Origin of the sequence: Streptomyces sp. ISL-99 (assembly GCF_018614005.1) — a bacterium.
Classification (GTDB): Bacteria; Actinomycetota; Actinomycetes; order Streptomycetales; family Streptomycetaceae; genus Streptomyces; species Streptomyces flavidovirens.
Genome location: NZ_JAGGPC010000020.1, coordinates 20,173 through 38,966 on the forward strand (window position 1 = coordinate 20,173; position 18,794 = coordinate 38,966).

An 18,794-nucleotide genomic window follows, 5' to 3' on the forward strand; every position below is an offset into this window, starting at 1 on the left:
ACGGGCCCGCCCCCACTCCCTTGTCAGGAGTGGGGGCGGGCCCTTTGCCCTTGCGGTGGCACCGCCATGCAGCACCGCAGGACAGGCGTGGCGGCCGGCTTCTAGCCGAAGCGGCCGGAGATGTAGTCCTCCGTGGCCTGGACGGACGGGTTGGAGAAGATCCGCTCGGTGTCGTCGATCTCGATGAGCTTGCCGGGCTGGCCGATTGCCGCGAGGTTGAAGAACGCCGTACGGTCCGAGACGCGCGCCGCCTGCTGCATGTTGTGCGTCACGATGACGATCGTGAAGCGCTCCTTCAGCTCGCCGATCAGGTCCTCGATGGCGAGGGTCGAGATCGGGTCGAGGGCCGAGCACGGCTCGTCCATCAGGAGGACCTGCGGCTCCACCGCGATCGCGCGGGCGATGCACAGGCGCTGCTGCTGGCCGCCGGAGAGACCGGAGCCGGGCTTGTTCAGGCGGTCCTTGACCTCGTTCCAGAGGTTGGCGCCGCGCAGGGACTTCTCGACGACCTCGGCCAGCTTGTTCTTCTTGTACGAGTGGTTGAGGCGCAGGCCCGCCGCCACGTTGTCGAAGATCGACATGGTGGGGAACGGGTTCGGACGCTGGAAGACCATGCCGACCGTACGGCGTACGGCGACCGGATCGACGTCCTTGGCGTACAGGTTCTCGTCGTCCAGGAGGACCTTGCCCTCGACGCGGCCGCCGGGGGTGACCTCGTGCATGCGGTTGAGGGTGCGCAGGAAGGTGGACTTGCCGCAGCCGGACGGGCCGATGAAGGCCGTCACCGAGCGGGGCTCGACGGTCATCGAGATGTCGTCGATCGCCTTGTGGTTGCCGTAGTAGGCCGACAGGCCGCTGATGTCGATTCGCTTGGCCATCTGAATCACTGCTTTCTCATGGCCTTAGCGGCCGGTGCTCGGGGCCTTCCAGCGGGCGATGCCGCGGGCCACCAGGTTGAGGATCATGACGAAGGCGATCAGGACGAGCGCTGCGCCCCAGGCCCGGTCGGCCGACGCTTCGGTGCCGACGATGTACTGCTCGTACACGTACAGCGGAAGCGAGGACTGGGCGCCTTCGAAGGGGTTCGGGTTGATCAGCTTCGTACCGAAGACGAGCAACAGAACCGGGGCGGTCTCACCCGTGATGCGGGCCACCGCCAGCATGACGCCGGTGGTGATTCCGCCGATCGCGGTCGGCAGCACCACCTTGAGAATGGTGCGCCACTTGGGTACGCCGAGGGCGAGAGAGGCTTCGCGCAGCTCGTTCGGGACGAGCTTGAGCATCTCCTCGGTGGAGCGGACGACCACCGGCATCATCAGGATCGAGAGGGCCAGGGCGCCGGCGAATCCGGAGGGTCCGAAGCCCAGCATCAGATTCCAGGTGGCGAGGATGAACAGACCCGCGACGATCGACGGGATGCCCGTCATGACGTCGACGAAGAAGGTGACGGTCTTCGCCAGCCTCCCGCGCCCGTACTCGACCAGGTAGACCGCGGTCAGCAGGCCGATCGGGGCGGCGATCAGGGTCGCGATGCCGACCTGCTCCAGGGTGCCGAGCAGGGCGTGGTAGATACCGCCGCCCTCGTCGGTGTCGAGCAGGCCGCTCATCGAGTGGCTGAGGAAGTAGCCGTCGATGACCTTGATGCCCTTGCTGATCGTGACCCAGGCGAGGGAGAGCAGCGGGACGAGGGCGAGGACGAAGCAGACCCAGACGACGCTGGTCGCGACCCGGTCCTTGCCCTGGCGGCTGCCTTCCACCTTGGTGGTGATCGTGAAGGTGGCCAGTACGAAGATCAGGGCGGCCAGCATGCCCCACTGCACGCGGCTGTGCCAGCCGGCGGTGAGGCCGATGCCGATGCCGGCCGCGACGGACCCGGCGGCGATGGCGGCGGGGGCCCAGCGGGGGAGGCGGGCGTGGGCGAGCGACGCGTGCAGCGTGGGGGAGACCGGGCGCTTGTCCATTACCTGGCTTGTCTGGTTCATGCGTTGGCCCCCGAGTACTCCTTGCGGCGGCCGATGATCCAGCGGGCCGCGCCGTTGACCAGCAGCGTGATGACGAAGAGCACGAGACCGGAGGCGATCAGGGCGTCGCGGCCGAACTCGTCCGCCTCGTTGAACTTCGCGGCGATGTTCTGCGCGAAGGTGCCGCCGCCCGGGTCGAGCAGCCGGCCGGAGATGATGAAGCTCGGGGAGAGGACGACGGCGACGGCCATCGTCTCGCCGAGGGCGCGGCCCAGGCCCAGCATCGAGGCGCTGATGATGCCGGAGCGGCCGAAGGGGAGGACGGACATCCGCATGACTTCCCAGCGCGTGGCACCGAGGGCCAGGGCGGCTTCCTCGTGCATCTTGGGCGACTGGAGGAAGACCTCACGGGTCACGTTGGTGACGATCGGCAGGATCATGATCGCCAGCAGGATGCCGACCGTGAAGAGGTTGCGGGCGACGCCGTCGCTCGTCTTGTCGAAGATGTACGTCCAGCCCAGGTACGTGTCGAGCCACTTGTTGAGGCCGTCCAGGTACGGGACGAGGAAGACGGCGCCCCAGAGGCCGTAGATGATGCTCGGCACCGCGGCCAGCAGGTCGACGACGTACGCGAGCGGCGTGGCCAGCCTGCGCGGCGCGTAGTGCGAGATGAACAGCGCGATGCCGATGGCGACCGGTACGGCGATGGCCATCGCGATGATCGAGCTGACGATCGTACCGAAGAGGAGGACGGCGATGCCGAAGACCGGCGGGTCGCCGGCCGGGTTCCACTCGGAGGTCGTGAGGAAGTTCGCGTCGTCCTTCGAGACCGCGAGGCCGGTGCGGTAGGTGAGGAAGGCCGCGATGGCGGCCATGATCACCAGGAGCGTGATGCCGGACCCCCGCGACAGGGCGAGGAAGACCCGGTCACCGGCGTGGCTGCTGCCCTTGGACGCGAGGCTGGTCTCGGGTCCGGACGACGGTGGTGAGGGCGAGGTGGTCTGGGTTGCTATATCCATCGGGTTTCTCCGGTCTGCGGAGCTGGTGAGCGCTCCTGGCGGCGGTGCACCGGAAGGCGCGGCCGGCCCACGGGTGGCGGGGCCGGCCGCGGCCGGGTCAGGAGAGGGTGGGGATGATCTCGCGGACCTTGGCCGCGATCTCGGTCGGCAGCGGCGCGTAGTCGGCGTCGGCCAGGACCTTCTGGCCGTCCTCGCTGACGGCGTAGTTCAGGAAGGCCTTGAGGGCGGGCAGGGTCTCCGCCTTGTTGCCCTTGTCGCAGGCGATCTCGTACGTCACCAGAACGATCGGGTAGGCGCCGTCGGCCTTGGTGGCGTAGTCGAGGGACAGGGCCATGTCCTTGCCCGTGCCGGTGACCTTGGCGGCGGCGATGGCCTTGGAGGCGTTCTCCGTCGTGGCCTCGACCGGGGCGGCGGCGCCGGTGTCGATCTTGACGGTGTTCAGCTTGTTGGCGGTCGCGTAGGACAGCTCGAAGTAGCCGATCGCGCCGTTGGTGCCCTTGACGTTGGAGACGACGCCGGAGGAGCCGTTGGCGGCCTGGCCACCCTCGGCGGGCCACGACTTCGACTTCGGGTCGTACTTCCAGTCGCTCGCGGCGGCCGTGTTGAGGTACTTGCCCAGGTTCTGCGTCGTACCGGACTCGTCCGAGCGGTGGAAGGCCTGGATGGTGGTGCTCGGGAGCTTGGCGTCCGGGTTGAGCTTGGCGATCGCCGGGTCGTTCCACTTCTTGATCTTCGAGTCGAAGATCTTCGCGAGCGTCTTGGCGTCGAGGACGAGGTTGTCGACGCCCTCCAGGTTGTAACCGATGGCGACCGGACCGCCGACCATCGGCAGGTTGATGCCCTGGCCGCTCTTGCAGACCTTCTTCGACTCGGCGACCTCGTCGGGCTTGAGCGCCGAGTCGGAGCCGGCGAAGGCGACCTGGCCCTGGTTGAACTTGGTGATGCCGCCACCGGAGCCGATGGCCTGGTAGTTGACCTCCGTGCCCTCGCAGGCGGCCTGGAAGTTCTTGACCCAGAGGTCCATGGCGTTCTTCTGGGCCGTCGAGCCCGCCGCGAGGAGCTGGCCCTTCGCATCGTCGCACTTGATGTTGCTGGCGGCCTTGGTCTCGCCGGAGCCGCCGGTGGAGCCAGTGTTGTCGTCCGAGCCGCACGCCGTGAGTACCAGGGCGCCGGAGACGGCGAGGGCGCCGAGCGCGGTGGCGCGAAGCCGGTTCTTGCGCTGAAGCTTCACTTTCGGGTGTTCCTTCCAGGAGCCGCCGGGCCTGGGTGGTGGCGGCGTGCGAAGAGGTAGGTGTCTCGAGTCCCAGCTACACAGGGGGGCGGTCATCTCGCGATGTGCCTCGCACCGTGTACGTCCGAAATTAGGCAGAACAGGTGAAGCCGCCGACGGGGGAGAGTGAACGGGAGGTGAACCGTGCCGAACGGTGTGGTGTGCGCGGGCGTCTCGCGGTGGGCAAGGGGGGTGGGGAGCCGGGTGTGACCGGCGTGGCGTGCGGGTTTCGTGGCCGGGGAATGCTCCCCTTGCCGGTGGTGCCCGAAACGCAGGGGTCTGCGCCACTGCGCGGCGTTTCCTGGCCGACCGCCCGTTCTGCGGGGTGCGAAGGCGGCGTACGCGTCACGTGCGGTGGAGGGAGTCCAGGAGTGCGTCCACCAACAGGCGGTCGCGGGGTTGCGTCAGGCGGTTTTTGGCCGCCGCGGGGGAGAGCCACAGGATCCGGTCCACCTCGTCGCTCGGCGTGAACGCCCCGCCCGTCGCCTCCGCCGCCCAGTACGAGACCCGCTTCGGGCGGCCATTCGCGACGTACCGCAGCGTGGGCAGCGGCGCGCCCGGCGCGCAGTGGTGGCCCGTCTCCTCCAGGACCTCGCGCACCGCGCCGGCCAGGGCGTCCTCGGCGCGCTTGAGCTTGCCCTTGGGGTGCGACCAGTCGTCGTACTTGGGACGGTGTACGAGGCAGATCTCAAGGCCGCCGTCGAACGGCGACCGGCGCCACAGCACGCAGCCCGCGGCGAGGACCGGGTCCTGGGTGCCGGTCACGGCTGCCACAGCTGCTGGAAGGCGAAGCGGGCCGCCTCGACCTCGTGCCGCTGGTCGGCGTGGAGGACGCCCAGGGCGTACGCCGTCGCCGGGGCGATGCGCGGGGTACGGGCCGCCGACGCCGCCGCGCCGGCCGCCTCGGCCGCGTCCCGGTGGCGGTCCAGGGCCCGCGCCGCGGGGAGCGGGTCGACGGGGCCCGTGACGACCTCCTGCGCGTAGCGGTGCAGGCGCAGGAGCAGGCGTACGTGGTGCCAGGGGGCGTCCTGCGCCTCGCTGCTGGGCGCCGCGGCGAGGCCGTGGACGAGCGCGTCCGCGTTGTACGGGTGTGAGGCGCGCCGCAGCGGCAGTGCGGCCACCGCTTCCCGGAGCCGCTGCTCGGCGCCCGTGGAGAGCGGCGTCAGCACCTCGGCGGCGGGCGCGGCGGCGGCGGGGCCGAGCGGAACGTCCGAGGCCAGTAAAGCCACGGCGTCGGCGACCGCGTGGAACCGCGAGGAACCCAGCGCCTGAAGCGCCGCCGAGTGCGCCCGCGTCCTGGCCAGCGTCAGCTGCCGCTCCAGCAGCGCACCGGCCCGGGCGGCCCCGACGGTCAGCGAACCCCCGGGCTCCGCCCCGCCACCGCGCGCCGGGGGCACGGAGGCCTGGCCCGCGCCGCCCCCGGCCCCCGAGAGCCGGTTCAGGGCCTCAAGGAGCCGGTTCAGGCGGGCGGCGTAGGCGTGCTCGCGGGCCAGGGTGCCGGAGAGCCAGGCCAGTTCCGCACGCAGGGTGTCCGCCCAGCCGGTGTCGGTCAGCGGCCGGAACGTGTGCAGCGTCCCGCTGATCCGGCGCGCCGCGCCGCGCAGCGCGCGGGCCGCCTCAGCGGCGTCCGCCGCTCCCTGCGGTTCCTGCCCGCTCTCGCGGTGCACGCGCAGGCTGCGCAGGAAGTCGGCGGCCCGGGCGTGCAGGTAGGGCGCCAGGAGCTCACGGGAGGGGAGGTCGGGTGAGAGGGCCTGCCGGGCGGACAGGGCTTCCGCCAAGGCCTCGGCGGGCAGGATCTCACCCGCCTCCGCCGGGGGCCGGCCGGTGTCCGGCCGCCGGCCCGACCGGGGTCGGGATGCGGTGTCACGGTGTTGCACGCCGGCGCCTCCGGGCGTCAATGAGCATCTCCTGTACGTGCCGCAGCGGCTGTCCGTCGGCGTCCGCCGCGTGCCGCGTCCAGTTGCCGTCGGGGCCGAGGTGCCAGGAGGACGTCGAGTCGGACATTCCGGTTTCCAGCAGCCGGCTCAGGGACGCCCGGTGGGCCGGGTCCTTGACCCGCACCAGGGCCTCTATGCGGCGGTCGAGGTTGCGGTGCATCATGTCGGCGCTGCCGAACCAGACTTCGGGCTCGCCACCGTTTCCGAAGGCGAAGATCCGTGAGTGTTCGAGGAAGCGGCCGAGTATCGAGCGGACCCGGATGTTCTCCGAGAGGCCGGCGACTCCGGGGCGTATCGCGCAGATGCCGCGTACCCAGATGTCGATCGGCACGCCCACCTTCGCCGCCCGGTAGCAGGCGTCGATGATCGCTTCGTCGACCATCGAGTTGACCTTGATTCGGACGTACGCGGGACGGCCCGCCTCGTGGTGCGCGGCCTCCTTGTTGATCCGGGCGACCAGGCCGTCGCGCAGCGACTTCGGCGCCACGAGCAGCCGGCGGTACGTCTCGCGGCGCGAGTAGCCCGACAGCCGGTTGAAGAGGTCGGAGAGGTCCGCCCCGACCTGCGGGTCGGCGGTCAGCAGCCCCAGGTCCTCGTAGAGGCGGGCCGTCTTGGGGTGGTAGTTGCCCGTACCGACGTGCGAGTAGCGGCAGAGCTGGTCGCCCTCCTGCCGGACGACGAGAGACAGCTTGCAGTGGGTCTTCAGGCCGACGAGCCCGTACACGACATGGCAGCCGGATTCCTCCAGCTTGCGGGCCCACTTGATGTTGGCCTGCTCGTCGAAGCGGGCCTTGATCTCGACGAGGACGAGGACCTGCTTGCCGGACTCGGCGGCGTCGATCAGCGCGTCCACTATCGGGGAGTCGCCCGACGTCCGGTACAGCGTCTGCTTGATCGCCAGCACGTCCGGGTCGGCCGCCGCCTGCTCCAGGAACGCCTGCACGGAGGTCGAGAAGGAGTCGTACGGGTGGTGCAGCAGTACGTCGCGCTCGCGCAGGGCGGCGAAGACGTCCGGCGCGGACGCCGACTCGACCTCGGCGAGGTCCCGGTGCGTGCCCGCGATGTACTTCGGGAACTTCAGCTCCGGCCGGTCCAGCGCGGCGATCCCGAACAGCCCGGTCAGGTCCAGCGGGCCGGGCAGCGGGTACACCTCGGCGTCCGACATCTTCAGCTCGCGCACGAGCAGGTCCAGGACGTACGGATCGATCGACTCCTCGACCTCCAGGCGCACCGGCGGCCCGAAGCGGCGCCGCATGAGCTCCTTCTCCAGGGCCTGGAGGAGGTTCTCGGTGTCGTCCTCCTCGACCTCCAGGTCCTCGTTCCTGGTCACCCGGAACATGTGGTGCGCGAGCACCTCCATCCCCGGGAAGAGCTCTTCCAGGTGCGCCGCGATGACGTCCTCGAGGGGTACGTACCGCTGCGGTGACGCCTCCAGGAAGCGGGACAGCAGCGGCGGCACCTTGACGCGGGCGAAGTGACGGTGGCCGCTGACCGGGTTGCGTACGACCACGGCGAGGTTCAGGGACAGCCCCGAGATGTACGGGAAGGGGTGCGCGGGGTCCACGGCCAGCGGTGTGAGCACCGGGAAGATCTGCTGGCGGAAGAGCGTGAAGAGGCGCGCCTGCTCCTTCTCGGTCAGGTCGGGCCAGCGGATGAGGTGCACGCCCTCGTCGGCGAGGGCCGGGGCGATGTCCTGCTGGTAGCAGGCGGCGTGCCGGGCCATGAGCTCGCGCGAGCGGGTCCAGATGAGCTCCAGCACCTCGCGGGGCTGGAGGCCGGACGCGGACCGGCTGGCGACACCGGTCGCGATACGGCGCTTCAGGCCCGCCACCCGGACCATGAAGAACTCGTCCAGGTTCGAGGCGAAGATCGCGAGGAAGTTCGCTCGTTCGAGGAGGGGCGTGGCCGGGTCCTCGGCGAGTTCGAGCACCCGCTCGTTGAACGCCAGCCAGCTGCGCTCCCGGTCGAGGAAGCGGCCCTGCGGCAGCTCGGTGTCGGCCGCGGCGCCTTCCGCGTACTCCGCGTACGCATCGAGGTCCGCGTCGATGTCGGGATCCAGATTGGTCACCGGGGAGCCCGCCAGGGTGTGCGGGCGGTGCGCGGCGATGGAACCGACGGACGGCTGAGCATGCTGGACAGGGGCATCGGCGCTCGGCTGCTGGCTCATGACCCCATTGTTCCGCGCGTCGGGGGTGCCGGGCGCGCCGAGAAGGGGTGATGTGCGGGAGGCTCTCCCGTGCAGGGAAGGTGGCACAGCGGGCTGCATTCCGTGAGGGTCGCAAGCGTGTCTGAATGCGCGGTAACGGAGACATGACGTGCAGGATTCGGGGCCGGGGTCTCCGGGGGTGCCCCCGGGAGACCCCGGCCGCTGCCCGCCCCCTCGGGTCAGGCGTGCCGGCGGCGCAGGACAAAGAAGGCCGCGACGGTCACGAGGGCGGCGACACCCAGGACGATGCCGGTTTCCACGAGCTGGAGCGGCCAGAAGTGCGAGGACGGGTGGATGTCGGCGAAGTTCGTTACGCCGCCCCGCTCGGCCATGCACTTCGCCGGCTCCAAGTCCGCCCGGGCGGGGGAGTAGCACGGCTCCCAGTCGAGCCGCTCGCCGGACGCGGTCAGCATGCCGTCGACGGTCACCCAACTGCTGGTCAGGGCTTCCGTGGCCCGGACACCGGTCACGGTCTGTACGGGCCACAGGTGCTCCCGCACAGCGCCGGCCATGAGCAGCGCGACCGCCCCCGTGGTGAGCCCGGCGACGGCCATGGCGGCGACGGTACGGCGCACCAGCAGCCCGGCGAGCGCGCCGACGGCCACCGCGAGCAGGGCATACGCGGCCGAGGCCGGTCCGATCGCCCCGTACGTGAACGGGTCGTGCCAGCTCAGGGCCGAGAAACCGCCCTCGCCCTCGGCGAGGTAGGTCCAGCTCCAGCGGTAGACCCCGGCGAGCGCGCTCACGCCGGCGGCGACCACGACCGCGGGCACCACGATCCTGGCCATCAGCCAGGCGCCGGGCGTCGCGGACTGGGTCCACAGCATCCTGTACGCGCCGCTCTCCAGGTCGCGCGCGACCATCGGCCCCGCCACGAAGGCCGCGACGAGCAGCGCGATCACCAGCATGCCCGTCGCGCCGTACTCCATGGCCCAGAGGCTGGTGCGGTGGGCGTCGCTGTACTGGAAGATGTCGTCGCCGCAGGCGGTGAGATCGCCGTCCGGGCACTTCGCCTGTCTGGACGCCGTCCAGACCCGCAGCCCGATGACGGTCGCGGCGGACAGGACGACCAGGGCGAGGGCCGCCCACAGCGGGCGGCGGTGCCGGCGGACGGTGACCCAGACCGGGCCGCGCAGGGCGAGCGCGCTCATTCGGCCGCCCCCGCCGCGCTGGGGGTCAGCAGGGCGGGCGCTCCGGGGGAGCGGAGGTGGGCGAGCAACAGTTCCTCCAGGGACGGTTCCGTGGTCTGCCAGTCGTCTCGGACCGGACCCTCGCGCCGCACGAGCGCGGTGAGCTGACGGCCGGTCGTGCGGGACTCGACGACCGTGTGGGGGGCCAGGTCCCGTACCGGGCCCGTGAGCAGGGTGTGGGCGGCGAGGATGTCCTCCGTCTCGCCGCCGAGCCGGACGCGCCCGCCGTCGACGAGCAGCAAGTAGTCGCAGGAGCCCTCAAGTTCGGCCAGGACGTGCGAGGACATCACGATGGTCGTGCCGTGCTCGGCGGATTCGGCCATGAGCGCGCCCATCAGCTGGTGGCGGGCCAGGGGGTCCAGGTCGGCCATCGGCTCGTCCAGCAGCATCAGCTCCGGCCGCTTGCCGAAGGCGAGGGCGAGCGCGAGGCGGGTGCGCTGGCCGCCGGAGAGGGTACGGACGCAGCTGTCCGGGGCCAGGTTTCCCTCCCGTACGATCCGCTCCGCAGTCGCCGCGTCCCACTGCCCCGGGTTGAGTTCGAGCCCCATGCGCAGGGTGTCCTGGACGGTCAACTGCGGAAGCAGCGGCTTGTCCTGGGCGACGTAGGCGATACGGGAGCGCGCCTCGGCCGGGCTGGTGCCGAGGATACGCACGGTGCCCTCGGTGGGGCGCAGGAGTCCGGCCGCGAGGGCCAGCAGGGTCGACTTGCCGGCGCCGTTCGGGCCGACGACCGCGCAGACGCGTCCGGCGGGCAGCCGGAAGGAGCACTCGCGCAGCGCCCACCCCCGCCGCCCGTAGCTCTTGCCGAGGGCGGCCGCCTCGATGGCGGTGTCGGTCATGCGTGATCTCCCTTGAGCTGGTCGCTGAACTGTTCGTCCAGTACGGATGTGAAGAGCGCGGCCACGTCGTCCTTCTCCAACCCGGCCTTACGGGCCCGCGCCGCCCACTCCACGAGTTCGCCGCGCAGCGGTGAGTCGGCGGGGGCGCTGCCTAGCGAGTTGGTTACGAAGGTGCCGAGCCCGCGCCGCGCCTCGACCAGCCCTTCGCGTTCCAACTCGCGGTAGGCCTTGAGCACGGTGTTCGGGTTGATCGCGGTCGCCTCGACGACCTCGCGGGCCGTCGGGAGTTTGTCGCCGGGCTCCAGCAGGCCCAGGCGCAGGGCGTGTTTGGTCTGCTGCACGATCTGGACGTAGGTGGCGACGCCGCTGCGCCGGTCGATGCGGAATTCGACCACGTTGCTTGAACACCCTTTCACTAATTAAGTAGTGGAAGGGTGATGCATGGAAGGGGGCGGTGTCAACTGACGCCGCCCCCTGGTCCGTTCGTGCTGTGCCGGTTACGACTCCGTGCGGTACATCAGGTCCGTCTCGTGCGTGGTGAAGCCGAGCCGCTCGTACACCGTCACCGCCGCCGTGTTGTCCGCGTCGACGTACAACATCGCGGTCGGCACGCCCTGCGCCGCCAGATACCGCAGGCCCGTCGCGGTCAGGGCCTTGCCGAGGCCGCCGCCCTGCGCGTCGGGGCGGATGCCGACGACGTACACCTCACCGAGCTGCTCCTCGGCGTGCACCTTCGTCCAGTGGAAGCCGACGAGTTCGCCCTCGCGCTCCGCCAGGAAGAAGCCCTTGGGGTCGAACCAGGGCTCGGCCTTGCGGTCGTCCAGGTCGCGCTGCGTCATGCCGCCCTGCTCGGGGTGGTGCGCGAACGCGGCGGCGTTCACGGCCAGCCAGGCGGCGTCGTCCTGCCCCGGCACGAAGGTGCGCAGGCTCACGCCGGCCGGGTACACCGGCTCGGGGATGTCCAGCGGGCTCAACGGCCGGCGCATCTGGCGCAGTTCACGGAAGAGGGTGAGCCCGAGCACCTGCGCGAGATGCCGCGCCGCCGCCTTCCCGCCGTGCGCCCAGACCCGCAGCCGCTTGCCCGACGCGTCCAGCACGGTCGTGCCGAGGGTGCGGCCGTGCCCGTGACCGCGGTGCGAGGGGTGTACGACCAGCTCGGCGGCCGGGGCCTCGACGGGGTCGGTGTCCTCCAGCTGCGCGTATCCGAGGAGGGGGCCGTCGCCGACGTACAGCAGGAAATGCCGGATGCCTTCCCGGTGCCCGCCGCGCAACTGGAGCCGGCCCTGCTCGGAGACGGCCTGCATGCCGTCCACGCGGGCGGCCTCGTCGAGCAGCGCCAGCACCGCCTGGGCCTGCGCCTCGTCGAGCGCGTCGAGGGTCTGGATCTTCCTGAGAAAGGCGGTCGAGGGGTCAGTCGTCATGAGTACGAGCGTACGGCGGCGGTGGCGCGACAGGGGCGTTGCGCGGTTCTCGTCGGCGTCATTCGACTGACTGCTCCCCGTGCGGGACCGCGTCCGCGATGCGGGAGAGGTCTTCGGCGCCGGGCATCAGCTCGCGCACTTGGTCCGGCAGTGAGTGACGGCCGCCCAACGGCTGACGCACCGCCAAAGGCAACCAGCTCGTAACCCGTCACCCCCTGTTGCGCTACGCGCGTTGACTTTAGGCTGCGGTTCGTCCGTCACGCTGAGCTCACAAGGGGACAGATGTCAGCGAACCGTCGTACCACCCGCAGCCACCGAGCGACCCGGCGCATACTCGCCTCCGCCGCCGGACTCGCCACCCTCGGTGCCCTCGTCGCCGCGCTGCCGGCCTCCGGCGCGCAGGACGCCGACCGGGCCGGCGGTGACGCGCGGCACGCGTCGAAGCCCTCGCGGACCGTGGACGTACAGCTGCTGTCCTTCAACGACCTGCACGGCAACCTGGAGCCCCCGGCGGGCTCGGCCGGCACGGTGCACGAGACGCAGCCCGACGGGACCACGAAGGCGATCCCGGCCGGTGGCGTCGAGCACCTGGCGACCTCGCTGCGCAAGGCGCGGCAGGGGGAGCGGTACTCCGTCACGGCCGCCGGCGGCGACATGATCGGCGCCAGCCCGCTCATGTCCGGGCTGTTCCACGACGAGCCGACGATCGAGGCGCTGAACAAGCTCGACCTCGACGTGTCGGCCGTCGGCAATCACGAGTTCGACGAGGGCGCCACCGAGCTGGCCCGCATCCAGAACGGCGGCTGCCACCCGGTCGAGGGCTGCTTCGAGAAGGGCAAGGAGTTCGAGGGCGCGGACTTCCCCTACCTCGCCGCGAACGTGACGAACGAGAAGACCGGCAGGCCGATCCTCAAGCCGTACACGGTGTGGAAGAAGAACGGCGTCAAGATCGGCTTCATCGGCGTGACCCTCGAAGGCACTCCGGAGATCGTCACCGAGAACGGCATCAAGGGTCTGAAGTTCCACGACGAGGTCGAGACGGTCAACAAGTACGCCAGGGAACTCGACCGCCAGGGCGTCAAGTCGATCGTCGCGCTCATCCACGAGGGCGGCTCGCCGGCCTCCTCCTCGTACAACTACGACTGCGACTCGCCGGGCGCCGGCGACGGCATCTCCGGTCCGATCGTCGACATCGCCAAGGGCATCACGCCGAAGGTCGACGCGCTGGTCACCGGGCACACGCACCAGGCGTACGTGTGCACCGTCCCCGACCCGTCGGGCAAGCCGCGCATGGTCACGTCGGCGTCCTCGTACGGCAAGCTCTACACGGACACCACGCTCACCTACGACCGCCGCACCAAGGACATCGTGCGTACGGGCGTCAAGAGCGCGAACCACATCGTCGTCCGCGACCAGGAGCAGGCCAAGATCTGGGCGAAGGACATGACCTCGCTCATCGGCCGCTGGAACGCGCTGGCCGCCCCCATCGCGGGCAAGCCGCAGGGCTTCATCTCCGCCGACATCAACGGGCGCGGCTCGACGGCCCCCGAGAAGCCGCTCGGCGACCTGATCGCGGACGCGCAGCTGGAGGGTCTGGCCCCGGCCGACAAGGGCGGCGCGCAGATCGCCTTCATGAACCCGGGCGGGATCCGCTCCGACCTCGTCTTCAAGGCGAGCGGCAGTGAGGGCGACGGTGTCGTGACGTACGGCGAGGCGTTCACCGTCCAGCCGTTCACCAACATGATGAACGTCGTCGACCTGACCGGCGCCCAGCTGATCACCGCGCTCCAGCAGCAGGTCAGCGGCGGCAACGAGGCCTCGCCGAAGATCCTCCAGGTGTCGAAGGGCTTCACCTACACCCTCGACATGACGAAGACGGGCGCCGCCCGCATCGACGTCGCCTCGGTGAAGCTGAACGGCGCCGCGCTCGACCCGGCGAAGACGTACCGCGTCGCGATGAACGAGTTCCTCGCGGGCGGCGGCGACGGCTTCCCGGTCTTCAAGGAGCACAAGAACAAGCTGGTCGGCGCCTCCGACCTGGACGTCTTCAACGCCTACCTGGCGAAGAACTCCAGCGCGGCCGCACCGATCACACCCCCGGCCGCCGACCGCATCACGGTCGTGAATTGACGATTCTCTCCAGGCTGAAGCCGTGAGATTCCCGTTGGCTACTCATAGGTAGCTGGTTGGGTTTCACGCATCCGCCTCCGCCGGTGGGCGGGACTCGGCACCACGGGGCGCCTGCGCGTGCTGTTGGTGACCGAGCCGCCCGTCCGGCGGGCTCGGGCCTCGATCTCGACGGAGGCGTTGTGGTCGGCGTCGTCCTCGTGTCCGCAGTGCACGCACGCGAACAGTCGGCCGCAGCCCTTGCGGGACTCTGGATCCACTTTCCCGCAGGCCGCGCAGGTCTGCGAGGTGTGATACGGCGGCACCGGGCGCAACTCGGAGCCATACAGATGGCACTTGTACTCCAGTTGGCGCCTGCGCGTGCCGGGGCAGTTGTCCAAGATCGAGCGGTTGAGCCCGGACTTGGCCCGTACGTTGCGGCCTGGCTGTTCGAGTGTGCCTTTGGCGCTGCCGGTCATGCTGGTCACGCGCAGGTCCTCAATACCGACGAAGCCGTGGTTTTTGGCAAGGTCAGTGGTGAGCTGGTGCGTGAAATCCTGGCGCCGGTTGGCTTCTCGGGTCTTCAGCTTCCCGATCTGAGCGATGGTGCGGCGCAGCCGGTTGCTGTACTTGCCTCCGTTGTGCTTCTTGGCGTAGGTGATCTGGCGGGCCTTGCGCCGCTCCAGGTTGCGCAGCCTGGCCCCTTCGGCTGCGGTGAGGCCCGGTGGCTTCAGACGCGGCGCGGTCTCGGTGGAGACGTACGCCGATGCGGCGACGCCGAAGTCGACGCCGCAGCCCGGTTTGCCGTTCGGCAGGGCCGCCTTGATGCCGATGGCGACGCCGAAGGCGATGTGCCAGCCGGTCCCGTCCCGGGAAACGGTGGCGTTGCGAATGGTGCCGCCGAGCGCCCGGGAGAGACGGAAGCGGACCCAGCCCAGCTTCGGCAGGTACACCTCAGCCCAATGTCGGTTGAGCTTGCGTACCGCGACTGCCTGCCCCGGCAGCGGGACGGACAGCCGGTGCCCGCGCCTCTTGAACGCAGGGAAGCCAGCAGGGTGTGCATGGCTGAAGAAGTTGTCGTACGCCGCATCCAAGTGCCGCAGCACCTGCTGGCCAGCCTGGGCGGGTAGCTCGGCCAGCCATGCCAGCTCGCTCTCTGCCCGAGCCTGGGTGAGGAACCGGCACTGCTCCACTGCCCGGACCGTCCGGCCGCGCTGCTCGTACACGTGGACACGCTGCGCGAGGGCCACATTCCACAGGGCGCGCGCGGTATGTCCCCACCCGGTCAGGACCCGCTCCTGAACGCTGGTGGGATACAACCGGTATCGGCGCCCCATGTCTGCCTTCACACTGCAAACCATATTCATCGGCGGAGGCAACCGTCCTGATTCGCGCATTAGTTCACACTCCCGCGGCCATGGGGGAACGTGCATGCGAGCGGGGGGTGAACGTACTCCCGGGCCCGATCCGCGTAGGTCCCGTACTTACACCGCGTCGGGCGGCGGCGTCCGAGCGCCCGGGAGTGTGATCAGGGCCTCCGTGCCCTCGGCGCCGTCGCTCGGGCGGTGCAGGGTGACCGTGCCGCCCGTCTGGTGGATGGTGCGGGCCACGATCGACAGGCCCAGGCCCGAGCCCGGCAGAGCGCGGGCGGACGGGGAGCGCCAGAAGCGTTCGAAGACGTGGGGGAGTTCGGCGTCCGGGATGCCGGGGCCATGGTCGCGTACCGTCAGTGTCCCGTTCTTCAGGGTCACGTCGACCGTGCCGCCCGGCGGGCTGAACTTCACCGCGTTGTCCAGGACGTTGACCAGCGCCCGCTCCAGCGCCGCCGGTTCGGCCCGTACGTACCAGGGGGCGAGGTCCGCGTTGATCGTCAGCTCGGGGCCGCGCAGGCGGGCGCGCTCCAGGGCGGCGGTCGCGATCTCGTGGAGCGCGACGACGCGCAGCGGGCTGCCCTGGTCGGCCGTGTCGGGGCGGGCGAGCTCCTGCAAGTCTCCGATGAGGGATGCCAGTTCGGTCATCTGGGCCTTGACGGAGGCCATGAGCGCGGCCCGGTCGGCCGAGGGGATCGCCCGGCCTGTCTCGTCGCTGCGGGCGAGCAGTTCCACGTTCGTACGCAGGGAGGTCAGCGGCGTGCGCAGCTCGTGGCCCGCGTCGGCGATCAGCTGGGCCTGGCGGTCGCGGGACGAAGCGAGCGCGCTGGTCATCGCGTTGAAGGAGCGCGAGAGGCGGGCGATCTCGTCCTCGCCCTCGACCGGGATACGTACGGTCAGATCCTCCGTACGCGCCACATGCTCGACGGTGTCGGTCAGCTTGTCGACGGGGCGCAGGCCGGCGCGGGCGACCAGGAGCCCGGTCGCGCCGGCGCCGAGGACACCGATGCCGGACAGCGCGAGCAGCACCCAGGCGAGGGAGCTGAGCGGATCGTCCACCTCGCTCATCGGGCGGGCGATGGAGACCGCGAACGGGGGGCCGGGGGTCAGGTCCTGCCGCGACTCGCGGAACGGGTAGGTGTAGACCCGCATGTCCTTGCCGTCGGCGTTCTCCGTGGTGTGCAGCGCGTCGCCCTGCTGACCGGCGGCCACGGCGATGTCGCTGTCCTGCACGGGGATGCGCGAGGCACCGGGGAGAGTACAGGGTTCGCCGGCGAGCGGGACGAGCTGCACCACGTACGTGCCGATCGGCTGCACGGCGGCCGTGCCGCCCGCGCACCCCAGGCTGAGGTTTCGCACCACGTCCGCGTCGACCTTGACGCCGCGCAGCGACCGGTCAAGCTGGTCCTCCAGCTGCACCCGCGTCACGAACCAGCACGCCGCCGCCACCGCCGCCACCGCGATCGCCACCGCCGTGGCCGTCAGCAGCGCCAGCCGGGACCGCAGCGGCAGCGCGCGGAACCTGCGCAGCGCACCGCTCACGCCTCACCGCCCCGCAGCGCGTACCCCACACCCCGCACCGTGTGCACCAGGCGCGGCTCACCGCCCGCCTCCGTCTTGCGGCGCAGGTACATGACGTACACGTCGAGGGAGTTCGAGCTCGGCTCGAAGTCGAAGCCCCAGACCGCCTTGAGGATCTGCTCGCGCGTCAGCACCTGGCGCGGGTGCGCGAGGAACATCTCAAGGAGGGTGAACTCGGTGCGGGTCAGCTCCACCGGCCGGCCGCCCCGCGTCACCTCGCGCGTCGCCAGGTCCATCCGCAGGTCCGCGAAGGACAGGACCTGGCCGGGCCCGCCCGGCGCCTCCTCGCCGGCCGGCCCCCCGGCGGCGTACGAACTGCGCCGCAGCAGCGCCCTGATGCGGGCGAACAGCTCGTCCAGCTCGAACGGTTTCACCAGGTAGTCGTCGGCGCCCGCGTCGAGCCCGGTCACGCGGTCGCCGATCGTGTCGCGGGCGGTGAGCATCAGGATGGGCAGCCTGTCGCCGGACGAGCGGATGCGGCGGGCCGCCGTCAGGCCGTCCATGCGGGGCATCTGGATGTCGAGGATGATCAGGTCGGGTTCGTACGACGCCGCCTTCGCGAGCGCGTCGATGCCGTCGACGGCGACCTCCGTCCCGTACCCCTCGAAGGCGAGACTGCGCTGAAGAGCCTCGCGCACGGCGGGCTCGTCGTCGACGATCAGGATGCGCTCGGCGGGGGTGTTCATCGGGCTTCCTCGGCCTGCCTTCGGGAGATGCGGGTGGTCGGGGCTGCTGGTCGGCTGCTCTCAGGCTCGCACGGTACGGATGTCAGCCGTCGCCCCCGGCGCGGAGCTGCCCCAGGTCGGCCTTGACCGTGTCGATGGGGATGGCGAAACCGAGACCGACACTGCCCGCCGTGGAACCGCTCGCTCCGCTCGGGGCGTACATCGCGGAGTTGATGCCGATGATCTCGCCGTTCATGTTGATCAGGGCGCCGCCGGAATTCCCGGGGTTGAGGGAGGCGTCGGTCTGGATCGCCTTGTACGTCGTCTTCGACGATCCGGTGTCGCCGTTGAACTGCTGCCCGCCGAACTCGAACGGCCACTGGCCGCCCCCGCCCTGCCCCTGCCGGCCCTGCTGGTCCTGGCCCGGGTTCTCGTCCTTCGACACGGTCACGTCCCGGTCGAGCGCGGAGACGATGCCGCTGGTCACGGTCCCGGTGAGCCCCTCGGGCGAGCCGATCGCCACGACCTCGTCGCCGACCTTCACGTCGTCGGAGTTCCCGAGCGTCGCCGCCTTCAGACCGCTCGCCCCCTGGAGCTTGATGAGGGCGAGGTCCTTGTCGGGGTCGGTGCCGACGACATCGGCGGTGTACGTCTTGCCGTCGCTCAGTTTGACCTTGACGGAGGAGGCCCCCGAGACGACGTGGTTGTTCGTGATGATCTCGCCGTCGGCGGTGATGATCACGCCGGAGCCGGTGGAGTCGCCGGAGGCCGACGTCGCGTTGATCTCCACGATGCTCGGGCTCACGGCCTGCGCGACTCCGGAGACGGTGCCCTTGCTGCTCTGCGAGACGTTCGTACCGGTGACGTCGTTGCCGCTGGCGGCGGAGTCCGCCGCGGCGAGGCGCTCCGCGAAGGCCGCCGTCCCGCCGCCGATCGCGGCCGCGACGATGGCGACCGCGGCGATGAGGGCGACCGGCCGGCGGGCCCGCCGGTGTCCCGCCGCGGGGGGCGGCGGCGCGTACGCGGGCGGCGGCGGATACGCGCCACCACCGCCGTACGAGAAGGCGTAGGGCTGCTGCTCGGGCTCGGGGTACTCGCCGCTGCGGCGGGGGCTCTCGGTCATGTCCCAGAGCTTGGCCAGCGGTTATGAGAACCGTCTGAGGAGCCGCTGAGAAGCCCGACAGAACCGTGTATGCCCCATATAAAGGCGAATGGGCGTCGCAGGCGCC

At 70.6% G+C, this 18,794-nt stretch carries 16 protein-coding genes; 1 reads left to right on the plus strand and 15 read right to left on the minus strand.

Annotated features, from left to right (window positions below):
- Window positions 1–101: 101 nt before the first annotated feature.
- From pstB to mshD, 11 genes are all read right to left on the minus strand, one after another.
- On the minus strand, window positions 102–878 hold the full coding sequence (gene pstB / locus J7E91_RS11845; RefSeq protein WP_214901762.1) for a phosphate ABC transporter ATP-binding protein PstB: 777 nt from the start codon (window positions 876–878) through the stop codon (window positions 102–104).
- A 24-nt stretch (window positions 879–902) separates the two neighbouring features.
- Complete coding sequence (pstA, locus tag J7E91_RS11850; RefSeq protein ID WP_251015548.1) at window positions 903–1,961, minus strand: phosphate ABC transporter permease PstA; 1,059 nt, start codon at window positions 1,959–1,961, stop codon at window positions 903–905.
- A 17-nt stretch (window positions 1,962–1,978) separates the two neighbouring features.
- Entirely contained in the window at window positions 1,979–2,980 is a 1,002-nt protein-coding gene (gene pstC, locus J7E91_RS11855) for a phosphate ABC transporter permease subunit PstC (RefSeq protein ID WP_214901766.1), read from the minus strand.
- Between the two features lie 97 nt (window positions 2,981–3,077).
- On the minus strand, window positions 3,078–4,211 hold the full coding sequence (gene pstS / locus J7E91_RS11860; RefSeq protein ID WP_214901768.1) for a phosphate ABC transporter substrate-binding protein PstS: 1,134 nt from the start codon (window positions 4,209–4,211) through the stop codon (window positions 3,078–3,080).
- A 384-nt stretch (window positions 4,212–4,595) separates the two neighbouring features.
- A complete protein-coding gene (locus J7E91_RS11865; protein ID WP_214901770.1) occupies window positions 4,596–5,015 on the minus strand; it encodes an NUDIX hydrolase in 420 nt (139 codons plus the stop codon).
- Window positions 5,012–6,148 (minus strand): CHAD domain-containing protein, encoded by a 1,137-nt coding sequence (locus tag J7E91_RS11870; RefSeq protein ID WP_374224674.1) that lies wholly within the window; start codon window positions 6,146–6,148, stop codon window positions 5,012–5,014. The genes J7E91_RS11865 and J7E91_RS11870 overlap by 4 nt, the downstream gene beginning before the upstream one ends.
- A complete protein-coding gene (locus tag J7E91_RS11875; RefSeq protein ID WP_214901774.1) occupies window positions 6,114–8,354 on the minus strand; it encodes an RNA degradosome polyphosphate kinase in 2,241 nt (746 codons plus the stop codon). The genes J7E91_RS11870 and J7E91_RS11875 overlap by 35 nt, the downstream gene beginning before the upstream one ends.
- A gap of 218 nt (window positions 8,355–8,572) precedes the next feature.
- Window positions 8,573–9,544: an ABC transporter permease gene (locus tag J7E91_RS11880; protein ID WP_214901776.1), complete on the minus strand. Its 972-nt coding sequence runs from the start codon at window positions 9,542–9,544 to the stop codon at window positions 8,573–8,575.
- The gene (locus J7E91_RS11885) at window positions 9,541–10,422 is read right to left on the minus strand and encodes an ABC transporter ATP-binding protein (RefSeq protein WP_214901778.1); all 882 of its coding nucleotides are present in this window, start codon (window positions 10,420–10,422) and stop codon (window positions 9,541–9,543) included. The genes J7E91_RS11880 and J7E91_RS11885 overlap by 4 nt, the downstream gene beginning before the upstream one ends.
- Entirely contained in the window at window positions 10,419–10,817 is a 399-nt protein-coding gene (locus J7E91_RS11890) for a GntR family transcriptional regulator (RefSeq protein WP_214901780.1), read from the minus strand. Before J7E91_RS11890 ends, J7E91_RS11885 begins: the two co-directional genes overlap by 4 nt.
- Window positions 10,818–10,919: 102 nt before the next feature.
- Window positions 10,920–11,843 (minus strand): mycothiol synthase, encoded by a 924-nt coding sequence (gene mshD, locus J7E91_RS11895; RefSeq protein WP_214901782.1) that lies wholly within the window; start codon window positions 11,841–11,843, stop codon window positions 10,920–10,922.
- A 282-nt stretch (window positions 11,844–12,125) separates the two neighbouring features.
- Between mshD and J7E91_RS11900 the strand changes: the two genes are divergently transcribed.
- Complete coding sequence (locus tag J7E91_RS11900) at window positions 12,126–13,973, plus strand: bifunctional UDP-sugar hydrolase/5'-nucleotidase (RefSeq protein WP_214901784.1); 1,848 nt, start codon at window positions 12,126–12,128, stop codon at window positions 13,971–13,973.
- A 38-nt stretch (window positions 13,974–14,011) separates the two neighbouring features.
- On the opposite strand, the gene J7E91_RS11905 is transcribed toward J7E91_RS11900, so the two are convergent.
- From J7E91_RS11905 to J7E91_RS11920, 4 genes are all read right to left on the minus strand, one after another.
- Window positions 14,012–15,298, minus strand: coding sequence for an RNA-guided endonuclease TnpB family protein (locus J7E91_RS11905; protein WP_214901786.1), 1,287 nt, complete (start codon window positions 15,296–15,298; stop codon window positions 14,012–14,014).
- A 135-nt stretch (window positions 15,299–15,433) separates the two neighbouring features.
- Complete coding sequence (locus J7E91_RS11910; protein ID WP_214901788.1) at window positions 15,434–16,861, minus strand: cell wall metabolism sensor histidine kinase WalK; 1,428 nt, start codon at window positions 16,859–16,861, stop codon at window positions 15,434–15,436.
- Entirely contained in the window at window positions 16,858–17,586 is a 729-nt protein-coding gene (locus J7E91_RS11915) for a response regulator transcription factor (RefSeq protein ID WP_214901790.1), read from the minus strand. The genes J7E91_RS11910 and J7E91_RS11915 overlap by 4 nt, the downstream gene beginning before the upstream one ends.
- Before the next feature lie 82 nt (window positions 17,587–17,668).
- Window positions 17,669–18,688, minus strand: a complete 1,020-nt coding sequence (locus J7E91_RS11920) for a S1C family serine protease (protein WP_214901792.1) — start codon at window positions 18,686–18,688, stop codon at window positions 17,669–17,671.
- Window positions 18,689–18,794: the final 106 nt, after the last annotated feature.

Bases quoted from the DNA above. Each gene is read 5' to 3' on its own strand.
- J7E91_RS11915 (WP_214901790.1), bottom strand. From the start codon at position 17,586: ATGAACACCCCCGCCGAGCGCATCCTGATCGTCGACGACGAGCCCGCC.
- J7E91_RS11875 (WP_214901774.1), bottom strand. From the start codon at position 8,354: ATGAGCCAGCAGCCGAGCGCCGATGCCCCTGTCCAGCATGCTCAGCCG.
- pstC (WP_214901766.1), bottom strand. From the start codon at position 2,980: ATGGATATAGCAACCCAGACCACCTCGCCCTCACCACCGTCGTCCGGA.
- J7E91_RS11885 (WP_214901778.1), bottom strand. From the start codon at position 10,422: ATGACCGACACCGCCATCGAGGCGGCCGCCCTCGGCAAGAGCTACGGG.
- J7E91_RS11920 (WP_214901792.1), bottom strand. From the start codon at position 18,688: ATGACCGAGAGCCCCCGCCGCAGCGGCGAGTACCCCGAGCCCGAGCAG.
- mshD (WP_214901782.1), bottom strand. From the start codon at position 11,843: ATGACGACTGACCCCTCGACCGCCTTTCTCAGGAAGATCCAGACCCTC.
- pstA (WP_251015548.1), bottom strand. From the start codon at position 1,961: ATGGACAAGCGCCCGGTCTCCCCCACGCTGCACGCGTCGCTCGCCCAC.
- J7E91_RS11900 (WP_214901784.1), top strand. From the start codon at position 12,126: ATGTCAGCGAACCGTCGTACCACCCGCAGCCACCGAGCGACCCGGCGC.
- J7E91_RS11880 (WP_214901776.1), bottom strand. From the start codon at position 9,544: ATGAGCGCGCTCGCCCTGCGCGGCCCGGTCTGGGTCACCGTCCGCCGG.
- pstB (WP_214901762.1), bottom strand. From the start codon at position 878: ATGGCCAAGCGAATCGACATCAGCGGCCTGTCGGCCTACTACGGCAAC.